11 protein-coding genes are annotated in these 15,729 nt (G+C 68.5%); 2 read left to right on the top strand and 9 right to left on the bottom strand.

From position 1 onward, the window contains the following. Positions 1–121: 121 nt before the first annotated feature. Positions 122–1,687 (bottom strand): amidohydrolase, encoded by a 1,566-nt coding sequence (locus VKA86_02245; protein HKK70009.1) that lies wholly within the window; start codon positions 1,685–1,687, stop codon positions 122–124. A gap of 5 nt (positions 1,688–1,692) precedes the next feature. Continuing rightward, positions 1,693–2,256: a hypothetical protein gene (locus tag VKA86_02240; GenBank protein HKK70008.1), complete on the bottom strand. Its 564-nt coding sequence runs from the start codon at positions 2,254–2,256 to the stop codon at positions 1,693–1,695. Between the two features lie 172 nt (positions 2,257–2,428). Between VKA86_02240 and VKA86_02235 the strand changes: the two genes are divergently transcribed. Then, positions 2,429–4,237: a UbiD family decarboxylase gene (locus tag VKA86_02235; protein HKK70007.1), complete on the top strand. Its 1,809-nt coding sequence runs from the start codon at positions 2,429–2,431 to the stop codon at positions 4,235–4,237. Positions 4,238–4,246: 9 nt separating this feature from the next. Here VKA86_02235 and VKA86_02230 read toward each other — a convergent pair whose 3' ends face one another. The 5 genes from VKA86_02230 to VKA86_02210 all read right to left on the bottom strand — a co-directional run bounded on the left by VKA86_02230 (position 4,247) and on the right by VKA86_02210 (position 10,886). Further along, a complete protein-coding gene (locus tag VKA86_02230) occupies positions 4,247–4,936 on the bottom strand; it encodes a hypothetical protein (GenBank protein ID HKK70006.1) in 690 nt (229 codons plus the stop codon). Positions 4,937–4,940: 4 nt separating this feature from the next. Next, positions 4,941–5,666: a Stp1/IreP family PP2C-type Ser/Thr phosphatase gene (locus VKA86_02225; GenBank protein HKK70005.1), complete on the bottom strand. Its 726-nt coding sequence runs from the start codon at positions 5,664–5,666 to the stop codon at positions 4,941–4,943. Positions 5,667–5,759: 93 nt separating this feature from the next. Beyond that, the gene (locus VKA86_02220) at positions 5,760–6,323 is read right to left on the bottom strand and encodes an ATP-binding protein (protein HKK70004.1); all 564 of its coding nucleotides are present in this window, start codon (positions 6,321–6,323) and stop codon (positions 5,760–5,762) included. A gap of 18 nt (positions 6,324–6,341) precedes the next feature. Continuing rightward, a complete protein-coding gene (locus VKA86_02215; GenBank protein HKK70003.1) occupies positions 6,342–9,758 on the bottom strand; it encodes a methylmalonyl-CoA mutase family protein in 3,417 nt (1,138 codons plus the stop codon). A gap of 87 nt (positions 9,759–9,845) precedes the next feature. Further along, a complete protein-coding gene (locus tag VKA86_02210; GenBank protein ID HKK70002.1) occupies positions 9,846–10,886 on the bottom strand; it encodes an A/G-specific adenine glycosylase in 1,041 nt (346 codons plus the stop codon). Positions 10,887–11,033: 147 nt separating this feature from the next. Here VKA86_02210 and VKA86_02205 point away from each other — a divergent pair, with 147 nt between their 5' ends. Beyond that, positions 11,034–12,824, top strand: a complete 1,791-nt coding sequence (locus VKA86_02205; GenBank protein HKK70001.1) for a long-chain fatty acid--CoA ligase — start codon at positions 11,034–11,036, stop codon at positions 12,822–12,824. A gap of 45 nt (positions 12,825–12,869) precedes the next feature. On the opposite strand, the gene VKA86_02200 is transcribed toward VKA86_02205, so the two are convergent. After that, the gene (locus tag VKA86_02200) at positions 12,870–14,294 is read right to left on the bottom strand and encodes an SGNH/GDSL hydrolase family protein (GenBank protein ID HKK70000.1); all 1,425 of its coding nucleotides are present in this window, start codon (positions 14,292–14,294) and stop codon (positions 12,870–12,872) included. A gap of 14 nt (positions 14,295–14,308) precedes the next feature. Continuing rightward, positions 14,309–15,568: an outer membrane protein transport protein gene (locus VKA86_02195; protein ID HKK69999.1), complete on the bottom strand. Its 1,260-nt coding sequence runs from the start codon at positions 15,566–15,568 to the stop codon at positions 14,309–14,311. Positions 15,569–15,729: the final 161 nt, after the last annotated feature.

Below are 15,729 nucleotides of genomic sequence, written 5' to 3'. Positions count from 1 at the left end.
AGACCATAAAATCCAACCTCGACGTCGAAATATCAAGCCCCGACGTGCCACCGTCCTATCGGACTCTTCCGTCCGCTCCACCTCGCTCGGGGCTCGGAACGCGGGATCGCCGCCGGAAGGCTCACACGGCGTGGTGGACCACGGCTCCGTCGACCATGGTGAGTCGGACCCGATCGGCCGACCACGTGTCGGCATCCTCCCCGCGGATGTCGTCGACGGCCGTGAGATCGGCGCGCATCCCGACTGCGATCCGGCCGAGATCGGCCTCCCGACCACCGGCCGGGGCCGCGGCCGCGGTGTATCCGGCCAGTGCTTCGTCCACCGCGAGGGCCTGCTCCGGGTGGAACTCGCGGCCGTCGCGACCGCGACGGGCCACGGTGAGGCGGAGGCCGTGCCACGGATCGGGCGTGGCCACGGGCATGTCGCTGCCCAGACACACGGGAACCCCCGCGTCCCACATCTCGCGTAGCGGATAGGCCCGCGCCGCTGCGGCGCCCCACTCTCGGTCGAGCAGTGGAAGGTCGTCCTCGAGGTGCACGGGCTGCATCGCGCACACGATTCCGTGGCGGGCCAGTCGCGGGACGGTGGTGGCACGAACACACTGGGCGTGTTCGATACGGTGGCGCAGGTGGCCGCCGTACCGGGCCCGGACCGTCTCGATCGCCTCGGTGACCACGTCGACCGTCCGGTCTCCGATGGCGTGCACGGTCCCGGCGATCGAAGCGCCGGCTGCGCGGTCGAGCACCGCGACGAGCTCGTCGGCTTCCATCAACAGCGTCCCGGCTCCACCGTCGGGGTAGGCGTCGTACATGGCCGCGGTCCGCGAACCCATGGAGCCGTCCATGAAGACCTTCACCCCGCCGAGACGCAGCCACGGGTCCCGACCCGCGTACGAGGCCTCACCGCGCTCGATGCGGGCGTCGAGATCCTCGAGCGGCGTGTGGAAGCAGATGCGCAGTCCGGCCCGCCCCGCGTCGGCACGGCGTCGGTAATGGGCCAGCACGTCCATCGGCTCCATGCAGTGCACGCCGGTCAGCCCCAGGCGGTGCAGGGCGTCGCGGGATTCGTCGAGCCACCGGTCGGCGACGGCATCGCTCACCGGCGGTCGCGCCGTGCGCACCAGTTCCCACGCGGTCTCGTGCAACAGACCGTCGGGCCGGCCCGCGGCGTCGCGTCCGATCCATCCTCCCGCGGGCGCCTCGGCCCGGCCGTCCATCACGCCCGCCCGGCGCAATGCTTCGGTATTGCACCACAGGGTGTGGTAGTCCCGGGCCTCGAAGAACACCGGCCGGTCGCCGAAGACCTGGTCGAGGGTCTGCCGCGTGAAGCGTCCGCGGTCGCCGAGGAAGTGTGGATCCCAGCCCCCACCGCCGATCCATTCCGGATCGTCGGGAACCGATGCGGCGGCCGCACGCAGTGTGGTCAGGAGATCGTCGAAGGACTGCGCTCCGGACAGATCGATCCCTGCCCGTCGCCGCGCCCACTCGAAGAAGTGGGTGTGCGTGTCGGTCATCCCTGCGAGCAACAGGGCCCCACCCAGGTCGATCACCTCGCACGCGGCGTCGAGCTCGAGTTCCCGTCGCGGCCCGAACGCTGCGATCCGGCCGTCACAGACCAGCACCGAATCGCCGCGCAGATCGCCGCGGGCGTCGAAGAGCCTGGCCCCGGTCAGCAGCAGTCCGGCCACGGTGCTCAACCGCGACCCGGGAATCGACGTCGGCGTTTCGACTCGGGACGACCGACCTGCGAGAGGAGCTCGCCCACCGCCCGACGATCGAGGATGCCGGGGTCGAAGCGCACCTGGACGTCCTCCCGCAGGAAGAGGAAGAGGAACAGGACGTTCCAGAGGGGCGCGAGCATTCCTCCCGCCCAGCGGGCGTCGGGCAGCCACCCCATGGTGATCGCGATGCCCGTCAGCGCCTCGAAACCGACGAAGACCAGCGGCACGTGGCGTCCCCACGGCTCGCGCAGGACGAGCGCCAGGAGACTGCCGGCGGCGGTGAGGAAGCGCAGGGTCGCAAGGAGGGTGAGGACCGAATCGCGCAGGGAGCCCCCGAAGTTGTTCAGGAGCGTGGCGACGGCCAGAACCATGGTCACCGTGACGTTCACGGCGAAGAGGCCGAGCAGCAGGCGGATCGCCAGAGGCAGGTAGTGGGGCTCGCCGAGCCCCCGGTCGGGTTCCTCGCAGTACGGGCATCCCGTCTCGAGAGCGGGGATCACCTTGCCGCAGCGTTCACACCGGATGATGTCGACCACGTCGCTCCTCGGCGTCGCAGGAGGGGGCGCGATGCAACTCTCTCCGAGGAACGTACACTGTCCCGATGCGCCTCGCCAAGCCCCCGGCGCCAGGGCCGGGACCCGTCCGCTTGCCCGGGGCGATCCCCTCGGCTAGCTTCGGGATCCTCTCCTCCCGACCCCCGAGGCCCGCGTGGAATCCCTGTTTCCCGACCTCCGGACCTTTCTGTCCCGCCTGCGTGAGCGCGGTGACCTCGTCGAGATCGACGCCCCGGTCGACCCGCACCTCGAGGCACCCGAGATCCACCGACGGGTGATCGCTGCGGGCGGACCGGCCTTGCTGTTCCGCAACCTGAAGGGACACGACCGCTCGACCGTGACCAACCTGTTCGGAACGGCCGAGCGGGTCGAGATGGCCTTCGGCCGCCGGCCGAAGGAGCTCGTGGAACGCATCGCGGCCCTGCCGCACGTGCTCATGCCGCCCACGCTGGGACGCATGTGGAGCCAGCGCGACCTGGCGGCGCCCCTGCTTCGGATCGGGCTGCGTAAGCGGCGCGACGCCCCGGTGCTCGACGTGCGGGAGTCCTCGCCGAAGGCCGGGCGCATGCCGCTGCTGACCACCTGGGAGAAGGACGGAGGTCCCTTCGTCACGCTACCCTTGGTCTACACCGAGCATCCCGACGACGCCGGCGCGCCGAACCTCGGCATGTACCGCATGCAGCGCTACGACGACGAGCACTTCGGACTGCACTGGCAGATCGGCAAGGGCGGGGGCTTCCATCATCAGGTCGCCGAGGCGCGGGGCGCGGCCCTGCCGGTGAACGTGTTCCTGGGTGGTCCTCCGGCGCTGATCCTGTCGGCGATCGCGCCCTTGCCCGAGAACGTGCCCGAGCTCCTGCTGGCCTCGCTGCTGGCGGGCGAGCGCCTGGCGATGGCCGACAATCCCTACGGCCCGCTGCCCCTGGTGGCCAACTGCGAGTACGTGGTCGTGGGCGAGGCGTTGCCCGGTGTACGCCGACCCGAGGGTCCCTTCGGCGACCACTACGGCTACTACTCGCTGCGTCACGACTATCCGGTGATGAAGGTCCGTTCGATCGTGCGTCGGCGTGACGCGATCCTGCCCGCCACGGTCGTCGGCAAGCCACGGCAGGAGGACTTCTTCATCGGCGACTTCCTGCAGGAACTTCTCTCACCGGTCTTCCCCCTGGTCATGCCGAACGTCGTGGACCTCTGGAGCTACGGCGAGACCGGCTACCACTCGCTGTCGGCGGCGGTGGTCAAGCAGCGCTACAAGCGCGAGGCCATGAGCGCTGCCTTCCGGATCCTGGGAGAGGGCCAGCTCTCGCTCACCAAGTTCCTGCTGGTGCTCGACCGCGAGCGCGACCTCCGGGACTTCCGCGGCACGCTCGAGCACGTGCTTCAGCGGTTCGACCCGCGCACCGATCTGTACGTCTTCGGCAACCTGTCCATGGACACCCTCGACTACAACGGCCCGCAGGTGAACGAGGGCAGCAAGGGAGTCCTGCTCGGCGTGGGAGATCCGATCCGTGAGCTCCCCCGCGAGTTCCGCGGCGAGCTGCCGGCCGGTGTCCGGCGGGCCGAGGTCTACTGCGGAGGTTGCCTGGTGATCGAAGGCCCGAGCGCGGTGGACGACCCCGAGGCCGCAGAACGCCTCGTACGCGATCCGGCCTTCGCCCCCTGGCCACTGGTCGTCCTGGCCGACGACGCCGCCCAGGCTGCCCGCAGTGACTTCAACTTCCTGTGGGTGACCTTCACTCGCTTCGAACCCGCCGCCGACGTGTACGGCTCGAGCGTTCGACTGCAGCGGTTGCACCCGTCGTTCGAGCCTCCGGTGCTGATCGACGCTCGGCTCAAGCCGGGATTCCCCGAGGAACTCTTCTGCGACGAGCACACGGCGTCGACCGTCGAGCACCGTTGGCGGGACTACTTCCCGGACGGCGGCGTGGAGATGGGCGACAGCGATCGCGCTCACCTCGACTGAGATCGTTCGTCAGCGGTGACGGCCCGAGACCGGGTCGAAGAGGCTGCTCGCGTCGGATGCGGCGTCGTCGTCGCGCTCCGCTTCGATCTCGAGCGGATTCACCACGGCGCAGGTCTCACAGTAGTCGAAGGGCCGGATGTCCTTGCCCGGCCGGCACACGAGATAGACCGGCGTGGGAGGCTCGAGTTCGGTCTCGACGGTCGGTGCACTCGGGCGGCTGGCCGGGGCCAGACCCAGCACGACGTCGGTGGCCGACTCGGTCAGCATCATCTTCATCTGCGCGAGCACGATGGTGGCGCCGGCCTGGCAGTCGGCGGGTTTGACCGCGGCGTAGACGTCCGGCCATTGCCCGACGTTCACCTCCGCCAGGAGCTGCGACTCGACCACGGTCAGACGCTCGTCGATCTGCAGCCGGGCCTCCCAACCGCGCAGGGCGACCTGTACGTCGTGTGCGATCACGTACACGTCGAAGGGCTCGTTCGGCTCGGCGGCGATCTCCTGATCGCGCGAGACCAGGTCGAACACGATCCGCAGGCGCGCGTCGGGGGCTCCCGGCGGCGCGTCGGGGTAGTCGGGAAAGCGCGTGGACTCCTGCCCCTGGAAGGCGCGTGGGGGGTCTTCGTCGGCGCCCGTCTCCTGCGCGGTCGCCGGAAGGGCGAGCAGCAGGATCAGCGCGATCATCGGGATCCTCGACTTCATGGCGTCATTCCCCGACTCCGTCGTCGATCTCGACGACCACGACGGAGATGTTGTCCGATCCACCGGCCTGGTTCGCCTGCGCGACCAGGGACTCGACGAGCTGGTCGAGATCGGAGCTGGCGGAGACCTCGGCCGCGATCTCGGCCTCGGTGAGCATGTCGGTCAGACCATCGCTGCACAGGACCATCCGGTCGCCGGACTGCAACTCGAGTTCGTTGCGGGACACCTCGACGGCCGGCTCGACGCCGACGCTGCGCGTGAGCACGTTGCGCATGGGGTGGACGCGCGACTCGGACTCGGTCAGGGCGCCCTGGTCGATCATGGTCTGGATCGCGCGATGGTCGCTCGTGACCTGCCACGTCCGATTCTCACGCACGAGGTAGCACCGGCTGTCCCCGATGTGCGCGACCTGCGCGAGCCGACCGTCGATCGACACGGCGACGCAGGTCGAACCCATGCGCTGGAGGTCGGCATCGGACTCGCCGCGCTCGAAGACGTGACGATTGATCTGCACGAGTGCCTGTTCGAGGGCCGGACCGTCCAACGGGGTCTCCGAGGCCCGGGCGATCTCGCCGAGCTCCGCGGTCACCATGTGGCTCGCGACGCGCCCCCCACGGTGCCCACCCATGCCATCGGCCACGGCGAACAGGCCTCGATCGGGGATCAGCAGGATGCTGTCCTCGTTCGACGCGCGATGTCGTCCGATGTCGGTCCGTCCGGCTGCTCTCAACGTGCTCTCCGCGCTCGGTGATCCCGCGCTCCCGGGCGGAACCGACCCCTTCCCGCCAGGGTAACCGATCCTCCCGCGCTTGGCAGCAGCGGATCACCCACCCTCGTCGAAGAGGTCGAACTGGTTGGGCGACTCGGGCAGCCCGACCGACCGCAGAACCGTGGCGGGCCAGCTCGCACGGTGGGCCGGATCCAGGCGATGGCAGCGCACCCCGAAGCGCACGAGCAGGTGCTCGATCACGTCGTCGATCTCCCGCTGGAACTCCGCCGAGACGTCGCGGGTTCCGTCGAAGCGCGGGGCCTGGACGACGGGAACCTTGAACAGGGCGTCGTAGCTGCGTGCCCAGTCCTGCACGAGAGGCTCGAGTTCTTCGCGATTTCCCATGCGGTGCACGAGATAGGCGTAGTTGTCCAGCACGCTCCGGTCGCAGATCACGGCGTCGAAGCGGGCGCAGGCGCCGATCTCCTCGCTGATCTGCTGGTGCAGGATCCAGCGTTGGGCGTCGAGGGTGGTGTCGCGGTTGATCGGCAGCGGGCAGTGCCGCGCGACCTCCTTGACGATGTCCACCGACAGGTCCAATCGCTTCATCCTCGCCGCGAGATCGAAGCACAGGGTGGTCTTGCCCACCCCGTGCGTCCCGATGAACGCGATCTTCACCTGTCCGGACCTCCGCGGCTACATCATGCGACGGTACTCGCCACCCACGCGGTACAGCGCGTGGGTGATCTGGCCGAGCGTAGCCACCTTCACGGTCCCCATCAACTCCTCGAAGACATTGCCCCCGTTGGTGGCGATCGTCTGGAGCCGCTCGAGGGCCGCCGCGCCGGAGTCCCGCCGCGCGCCCTGGAAGGACTGCGCCGCCGTGATCTGGCGGTGCTTCTCCTGTGCACTGGACCGGACGAGATCGCCCGTCTCGAGTGCATTGTCCTGTCGGTTGGCGTCGAGGAAGGTGTTCACGCCCACGATCGGCAGCTCGCCGGTGTGCTTGCGGGTCTCGTACAGCAGGCTCTCCTCCTGGATCCGTCCGCGCTGGTACTGGGTCTCCATGGCGCCGAGCACGCCCCCCCGCTCGCTGATCCGTTCGAACTCGGCGACCACCGCGTCCTCGACCATGTCGGTGAGCTGCTCGACGAAGTAGCTGCCCTGCAGCGGATTCTCGTTCTTCGCCCAACCGAACTCGCGCGCGATGATCAGCTGGATCGCCATGGCCCGCCGTACGCTCTCCTCGGTGGGCGTGGTGATCGCCTCGTCGTAGGCGTTGGTGTGCAGGCTGTTGCAGTTGTCCTGCATGGCCAGCAGGGCCTGCAGGGTGGTGCGGATGTCGTTGAAGGCGATCTCGCGCGCGTGCAGCGACCGGCCGCTGGTCTGCACGTGGTACTTGAGCTTCTGGCTGCGCTCGTTGCCGCCGTACATCTCACGGATCGCCGTCGCCCAGATGCGGCGGGCCACCCGGCCGATCACCGTGTACTCGGGGTCGAGTCCGTTGCTGAAGAAGAAGCTCAGGTTGGGCGCCACCTCGTCGATGTGCATGCCGCGGCTGAGGTAGTACTCGACCAGCGTGAAGCCGTTCGAAAGCGTGAAGGCCAGCTGGCTGATGGGATTCGCGCCCGCCTCGGCGATGTGGTAGCCGCTGATCGACACGCTGTAGTAGTTGCGTACGCGGTGGTCGACGAAGTACTGCTGGATGTCGCCCATCATCTTCAGGGCGAAGTCCACCGAGAAGATGCAGGTGTTCTGGGCCTGGTCCTCCTTGAGGATGTCGGCCTGGACGGTCCCGCGCACCGTGCTCAGCGTGCGTTCCTTCAGTTCTGCGTAGACCTCGGGCGGGACGACGTCCCGACCGCTGATCCCGAGCAATCCGAGCCCCACGCCGTCGTTGCCCTTCGGCAGCTCGCCGTGGTAGCGCGGCGGCTCGAGACCCTGGTCGGTGTACAGCGCGTCGCGCTTCGCCATCGCCTGGTCGAGATTCCCGTTCTCGATCAGCCAGCGCTCGCAGGCCTGGTCGATGGCGGTGTTCATGTACATGGCGAGGATGATCGGCGCGGGACCGTTGATGGTCATCGACACGCTGGTCATGGGATCGCTGAGATCGAAGCCGCTGTAGAGCTTCTTCATGTCGTCGACCGAGCAGATCGACACCCCACTCTCGCCCACCTTGCCGTAGATGTCGGGACGTTCGGCGGGATCCTCGCCGTACAGGGTGACCGAGTCGAAGGCCGTGCTCAGGCGCTTGGCCGGATCGTCGAGACACAGGTAGTGGAAGCGACGGTTGGTGCGCTCGGGTGGTCCTTCACCGGCGAACTGCCGCTTCGGGTCCTCCGTGGTGCGCTTGAAGGGGAAGACGCCGCCGGTGAAGGGCCAACGACCGGGAACGTTCTCCTCGCGCAGGAAGCGCACGAGTTCACCGTGGTCCTCGGTGCGCGGCAGGGCCACGCGCGGCACCTTCGTGCCGCTCAGCGACGTGGTCGACAGGTCGTTGCGGATCTCCTTGTCGCGGATCTCCACGACGAGTTCGTCGCCCGAGTACTGCTCGCGCAGACGGGGCCAGTCCTCGAGCTGGCGGCGGACGTCGTCGTCGAGTTCCGCGTCGACCACCTCGAGCCTCTGCTGCAGGGACGAGCGCGCGGGATCGTCGGCGGGGAGCTCGTCGAGCGCGGCCCGCAGGTGCTGCACCCGGCGCGCGACGTCGCTCTGGCGATCGGTCTTCTGCTTGCGGCGGTGCACCGACTCGGCGATCTCGGCCAGGTAGGCGGTCCGGCGCGGCGGCACGATCTGATCGCGGACGTCGGTCACCTGCAGCCGCGGGACCTCGAGCGTGCTCTTCCAGTCGACCCCGGTCGCGGCGGCGATCTTCTCGATCATCGCGGAGTAGAGCGCGTTCACGCCCTCGTCGTTGAAGCGCGAGGCCATGGTGCCGTAGATCGACAGATCCTCGTTCGGCGTCATGGGATCGATGTCGTTCTCGCGCTTGTACTGCTTGCAGACGTCGCGGAAGGCGTCGGCACTGCCGCGCCGGTCGAACTTGTTCACGGCGACCAGATCGGCGAGTTCGAGCATCTCGATCTTCTCGAGCTGACTGGCCGCGCCGAACTCGCTGGTCATCACGTACATGGGCACGTCGCACACGTCCACGATCCCGGCGTCGCTCTGGCCGATGCCGCTGGTCTCGACGATCACCAGGTCGTAGCCGGCCGCCTTGACCACCTCGATCGCGTCCTGGATCGCTGCGCTCAGCTCTCCGCGGTGTTCGCGCGTGGCCAGGCTGCGCATGAAGGCGCGCTCGTGGTGGACGGCATTCATGCGCAGGCGATCTCCCAGGAGAGCGCCGCCGGTGCGGCGCTTGGAGGGATCGACCGAGAGCACGGCCACCGTCTTGTCGTCGAAGTCGCGGAGGAAACGGCGGACGAGTTCGTCGGTCAGGCAGCTCTTGCCCGCTCCCCCGGTGCCGGTGATGCCCAGCACGGGTTGGGTCGCGGGCCGGGGCAGCCGACGTAGACGCTCGAGCGAGGCCTCGAACTCGCTCCGGTCGTCGTCGGTGCTCTCGGCCAGGGTGATCGTGCGGGCGACCGCGATCCAGCGCCCGGCCACGTCGCCGGGCTCCACTGCCTCGGGCTTCGGCGGCACGAAGTCACTGCGCGAGATCATGTGACCGATGATCCCCTCCAGACCCATGCGGCGACCGTCGTCGGGAGTGTAGATCTTCTCGATTCCGTAGGCCTCGAGTTCGCGGATCTCGTCGGGGACGATGACCCCTCCGCCACCACCGAACAGACGGACGTGCGGCGCGCCCTTCTGCTCGAGCAGATCCTTCATGTACCGGAAGTACTCGACGTGGCCACCCTGGTAGCTGCTGACCGCGATCCCCTGCGCGTCCTCCTGCAGGGCCGCGTCGACGACCTCCTCGGCACTGCGGTTGTGGCCGAGATGGACGACCTCGGCACCTCCGCGCTGCAGCAGCCGGCGGAAGATGTTGATGGCCGCGTCGTGGCCGTCGAACAGGCTGGCCGCCGTCACGAAGCGGACCGGGTGGGTCGGGTGGTAGTCGGCGTAGCTCTCGGCGGTGGCGCCGGCTGCGGAGAGATCCTCACTCATCCGGGCAATTCCTTGTGCAGGAGTCAGTTGCGGGTTCGAAGCAACCTTTCCAATAAAGGACCCCGTGCCGGGAGCGGCAACCGGGGTTCAGAGCAACGTCGGCAGCCGACCGAGCAGCTTGGTGGTGGCCGCCGTCAGACCCCAGGTCTCGGCCTCGTGCGGCGGCCCGAGCCGGAGGCTCCCCGGATCGAAGCGCGCCGTGCCCAGGTCCTCGACCCGGTGGGCCACCACCGTGATGCGATGGTGCGTGATCCCGTGCCTGGCCCGCGCCAGCGCGTCTCCCACGCGCCATCGGCGATCGAGACCGTGCCCGAGGTCCTCGAGGGCGTCCTGCGCCGCCGCGACGTCCGCCTTCCCCGGATGCCAGGGCGTCGTCGGCAGTTCCCAGAGTCCGGCGTTCGGTTCGCCCTCCGGGCGACGGCGCCAGAGGAGTCCGCGGGGCGATCCGACCACGGCCGCGTAGCAGGCGACCTCGATCGAGCGGCGTCGCGGAGCCGTGCGGGGAAAATCCTCGGGGCGTCCCGAGGCTCGGGCCCGGCAGGCGCCCGACCACGGACACGCGCCGCACCGCGGCGACCGCGGCGTACAGACCGTCGCCCCGAGCTCCATGAGCCCCTGGTTGACCTCGGCGGGAGACTCCTCGGCCACCAGTGCCGTGGCGACCTCACGGATCACACCGGCGGTCGGTGCACGCTTCGGGTCCCCCTCGAGTCCCAGCAGTCTCGACAGGACGCGTTCGACGTTCCCGTCGACGGCGCAGACGCGCTCGGCGAAGGCGATGCTCGAGACCGCACCGGCCGTGTACGCGCCGAAGCCCGGCAGCAACCGCAGGGCCGCACTGTCGGTGGGAAGATGACTGCCGTGCACTTCGAGGATCCGCTGTGCGGCCGCGTGCAGCTGTCGGGCGCGTCGGTAGTAGCCGAGACCCGCCCAGGCGGCCAGCACCTCGGCCGGATCGGCTTCGGCGAGCGACCGCACGTCCGGGAAACGCTGCAGGAAGGGCGCCCAGCGACCCGTCACGACCTCCACCCGCGTCTGTTGCAGCATCACTTCGCTGACCCAGATCGCGTACGGGTCCTGCGTCCGGCGCCACGGAAGATCGCGCGCCACCCGGCGATACCATTCCACGAGCGCCTCGGCCAGTGCCCGGGCCCGCCGTGGGCCGGGACGCGCCGCGCCCGCATCGTTGCTCTGTTGGTTGACAGTCCGTGACATCGAGGGGACAGTACAAGATTGTGATCCGTCCGAGCAACGCTGCGCGCAAGGGAGCTTCCCATGGAATTCACCACCTTGACCCAGTTGTACCGGGACGCCGTCTCGAACCGACCCAGGTCGGACATGTTCCGGTACAAGCGCGACGGCCGCTGGGTGAGTGTCTCCACCGAGGACTTCGACCGTGCGGTCGGCGAATGCGCGGCCGCTCTGCTCGTCCACGGTGTCGAGGCGGGAGACCGTGTCGCACTGCTCAGCGAGAACCGCCTGGAGTGGGCGCTCGTCGACATCGCCACGCAACGAATCGGCGCGGTGCTCGTTCCGATCTACCCGACGCTCCTGCGACCGCAGATCGAGTACATCCTCGGCGACTGCGAGCCGGTGGCGGTGTTCTGCTCCACCGCACAGCAGGTGGCCAAGCTCGACGGGATCGAGACGGCGGTCCCTTCGATCCGGCTGGTCGTGTCGTTCGAACCGGCCGACCGCGCGAACGGCCTCACGCTCGAGCGCCTACGCGACCTCGGGCGCCGGAACGTGGAATCGAGGAAGGACGAGGTCGACCGCCGCTCCGACGCCGTCGGACGCGATGATCTCGCCACGATCATCTACACGAGCGGCACCACCGGACAGCCGAAGGGCGTGATGCTCACCCACGGCAATATCGCGGGCAACGTCACCGCCGGGCTGCAGGTCCTCGACGTCACTCCGGCCGACGTCTGCCTCTCGTTCCTCCCGCTGTCCCACATCCTCGAACGCATGGCCGGCCACTACCTGATGATCGGATCCGGTGTGTCCATCAACTACGCCGAGTCGATCGAGACCGTCGCCGCCGACATGGGCGAGGTCCGCCCCACACTCATGGTGTCGGTGCCGAGACTGTACGAGAAGATCTACGCGCGGGTGATCGAGAACGCGAACGCCGGCGGCGCCCTCAAGCGCCGGATCTTCGAGTGGGCGCGGCGCATCGGCGGCGAGTACACCGACGCCCACGTCGAGGGACGCCCGGTGCCGGCCACCGTCGAGTTCCAGCGCCGGATCGGCGACGCGCTCGTGTTCAAGAAGCTGCGCGCGCGCACCGGCGGCCGTCTGCGCTTCTTCGTGTCGGGCGGCGCGCCGCTCGCCAAGGAGATCGCCGAGTTCTTCTACTCGGCCGGACTACCGATCCTGGAGGGCTACGGCCTGACCGAGACCTCGCCGGTGATCTCGGTCAACACCTTCGAGAAGTTCCGTCCCGGCAGCGTGGGCCCGCCCGTACCGGGCGTCGAGGTGAAGATCGCCGACGACGGCGAGATCCTCACCCGCAGCCCCTACGTGATGAAGGGCTACTGGAAGCACGACGAGGCCACGGCCGAGACGATCATCGACGGCTGGTTGCACACCGGCGACATCGGCCACATCGACGAGAACGGCTTCGTGTTCATCACCGATCGCAAGAAGGACATCATCGTCACCGCGGGCGGAAAGAACGTCGCCCCGCAGCCGATCGAGAACGAGCTCAAACTCGACAAGCACGTGGCCGAGGCCGTCGTGATCGGCGATCGCCACCGCTACCTGGTGGCGCTGCTGGTGCCGAACTTCGAAGCGCTCGAGGCCACCGCGGCCGAGCACGGCCTCGACGCGTCCGACCGCAGCGCCCTGGTGAACCACGCCGAGGTCCAGCGGATCTACGCCGATGTCGTGCACGCGGTGAATCAGCGCCTGGCGAGCTTCGAGCAGCTGAAGACCTTCCGGGCGCTCGACCACGAGTTCACCCAGGACGACGGTCACCTCACGCCGAGCATGAAGGTCAAGCGCAAGGTGGTTTCGGAACGCTACGCAGACGTCATCGAATCGATGTACGAAGAAGGGAGCTGACCGGCCGGTCAGCTCCCCTCGTCTCGATCGAGCGTGGCGTCGCGCTCAGCGCTGTTGCACGAACTCCACCACCGCCCGGAAGACGTCCGCCTCGGGGTCGACGGTCGGAGCCGTTCGCCCGGCCGCCCCACCGAAGTCCTCGAAACCGATCGTGTTCTCCACACCGGCCAGATCGACGAGCGGGTACTCGGTGCCGTAGGTCGTGTTCAGGGATTCCAGCACCGCGTTCGCCAGGCGGGCGTATCCGCGCTCGCTCGGGTGGACCCCGTCGAGACTGAAGGCACTGCCCTCGTTCTGCACCAGGCCACCGGCCGGTGAAGGCACCAGCGGGAACAGGCTGTTCAGCGGCGCCGTCGGGTCGAGCGGCAGGCCCGAGAGCAGCGAGTTGGCATCCACCAGCGCCCAGTCGCGTCCGCCGGCGTCGACCGCCGTGGCGAGGTGATCGTTGAACGCAGCCACCGTCTGCTGCAGAACGACGACCTCCGCCTGCGTCAGCGTCAGATTCGAGGGCAGGGTCTCGGGCGTCGCCGAGGCACCGGTCACGTAGTCGAGGTCCACACTGCCATCGGCCTCGAACAGCAGCGTCTGTGCCGTGAGCAGGACGAAGGCGACGTTCTCCTCCGCGGTGTTCAGATCCGCCGGCGTCAGGCCACCCTGGGACAGCAGGCCAGCGATCGACGTCACGAACGGAATCGCCGTGACATCGGGAACGTTGAGTACCACGACCTGCGGCACGTCCAGCGCGTCGATCCGCGCCAGCGCGGCATCGGTGAGCGATGCGAAGGCCGAAGGCGGCGTCACGTTCACTCCCTCGACCGGATCCCCGCCGAGGGCTCCACCCAGCACGTCGTTGTTCCCGACCCAGTACATGACGAGCGACGTCCCCGGCAGACCGTTCTCGACCAGCGATTCGAGCTGGTCGAGCTGCGTCGTGTCCCCCGGCGGCAGGGCCGAGTTGCGCAGGATGAGGTCGAAGAACAGATTCCCCGGGCTCACCGAATTGATCGCCGAAGTCGTCTCGAGCACGTCGGCGGTCAGCGCACCGGGTACGCCCACGTTGTCGTAGGGCACGGGCAGGGCCGCGGCCAGGAGGAGGTCCCGTGGATCCGTGGTCGGCAGTTCACGGAATGCGATCTGACCGGTCGGTGTCACGTAGGCGGTGCCGAGTGGTGCTCCGGTGTCCGGATCGGTGCTCGATCCCAGACCGGGCAGGTCGATCAGGGGCAGGCTCATGTCCCGGCCGGTGATCTGCCGGGCGACGACGTTGGCGTAGCCGGCGCGCTGACCGGTCACCACCAGACCATTGTTCAGGAAGCCCGCGGTGAGGCTGTTCCCGATCGCGGTGATCCGCGCGTCCGGGATCTGGCCCGCGATCCGAGACGGCGCCGAGGGGTCGTCGGGACCACAGCCCGCCAGGGTGAAGAGTCCCACTGCGAGGACGGAAACGATACGGTCCATTCGAATACGCACGGTCGTGTCCTCCCCTAGAAGTTGCGGCTGAAGCCGACGGTCGGGATGTGGGCGATCGAACGGTACGCTCCGTCGAAGCCGTCGGGATTCTGCCCCACTCCGTCGATCAAGGTGTCGCGCTCGAGGAAGTCGACGAGCATGTAGGCCAGCGTCCACTCACCACCCCAGCCGCGACGACTGATGCCGAGGCTGTAGTCGCGGCGATCGGCGTCGGGCAGCAGCGCCGAGATGCTCTCGACCGGCTGTGGGGTCTGGTCGTAGACGAAGCCGCCGAGCAGGCGCGTCGACTCGTTCCAGAAGTACTCCACGCCGAAACGCCACTGCTGGCCGTCGTCGTAGTTCTCCTCGAGAACCGTGTCGAAGCTCGGATCGTCGAAGCTCAGCTCGACCTGGTCGAACACGCTCCAGTCGAACCACACGAAGTCGAACATCAGGGCGAGCCGTTCGGTGGCCATGAAGCGGATTCCCGCCGACAGGATCGAGGGGTAGTCGAGGTCGCCCGAGACCTTCAGCGCACGATCGAGCGCCGTGCTGCCCCGGAAGTCGAGGTCGGCGTCCTGCTCCTCGAAGGAGTTGGTCACCCCGCCCTTGAAGTTCAGACCCAGACTGAACTGGTCGTTGGGGCGCACCATCACGCCGAAGGCGGGCCCGAAGGAGATCTCGCTCCAGCCCGACAGCTCGAAGTCGGCGAGGTTCTGCGCGAGGTCGGTCCCCCCGGTGACGATCCGCTCCAGCTCGAGATGCGTGACCACCGCGTGGCCGCCGGCGGACACGGCGAAGCTCGGCACCGGACGCCACGTGACCATGGGGCTGATGTAGATCCCCTGGATCTGCGAGTTGGTGGCCAGCGGTCGACCGGCGAAGTCGTCGGGGTCGGCCCACTCGACACCGAGGCCGAAGGGCGTGAACACGCCGAAGCCGAAGGCCCATTCCTCGTTCGGATGGTACGAGGCGTAGATCCCGCCGGGCGTGAAGACCGCGGCCTCGGTCTCGGCCGTGTCGTCGCCGGGATAGCCGACGACACCCGGCGACTTCTCGTACCTGGACTCGGGCAGGATGAACGAGACGTTCACGCTCGTGTGCCAGCCCTCTTCGAGCCAGGCCAGCCCCGCCGGATTGTAGAACAGGGCCGAGCCGTCGTCGGCGGTCGCGGTGAAGGCCCCGCCGAGGGCGGTCGCGCGTGCGCCCATCTCGTAGACGTTGAAGCCACCGGCACGCGCATCGCCGGCGATCACGCACGCCGCGAGCGCGGCGACCCAGATGCACTTCTTCACGTCGACCTCCAGGAGTGCACGAACGCGGGCCGGTCCTCGTGACCAGGGCCCGTACATGAAGTGATCATGAAGCACCAAGGGGTACCACGGCACCGACGCCGGGACAAGGCAAGAAGCGGACGTTCGGCGGGTCGAAGCGGTGCTTGGAGCCGACGCCCGGG

Source organism: Candidatus Krumholzibacteriia bacterium, from assembly GCA_035268685.1.
GTDB lineage: Bacteria > Krumholzibacteriota > Krumholzibacteriia > JAJRXK01 > JAJRXK01 > JAJRXK01.
Note: the sequence above shows the minus strand (reverse complement) of the source record. Positions and strands in the feature narration are given on the sequence as shown.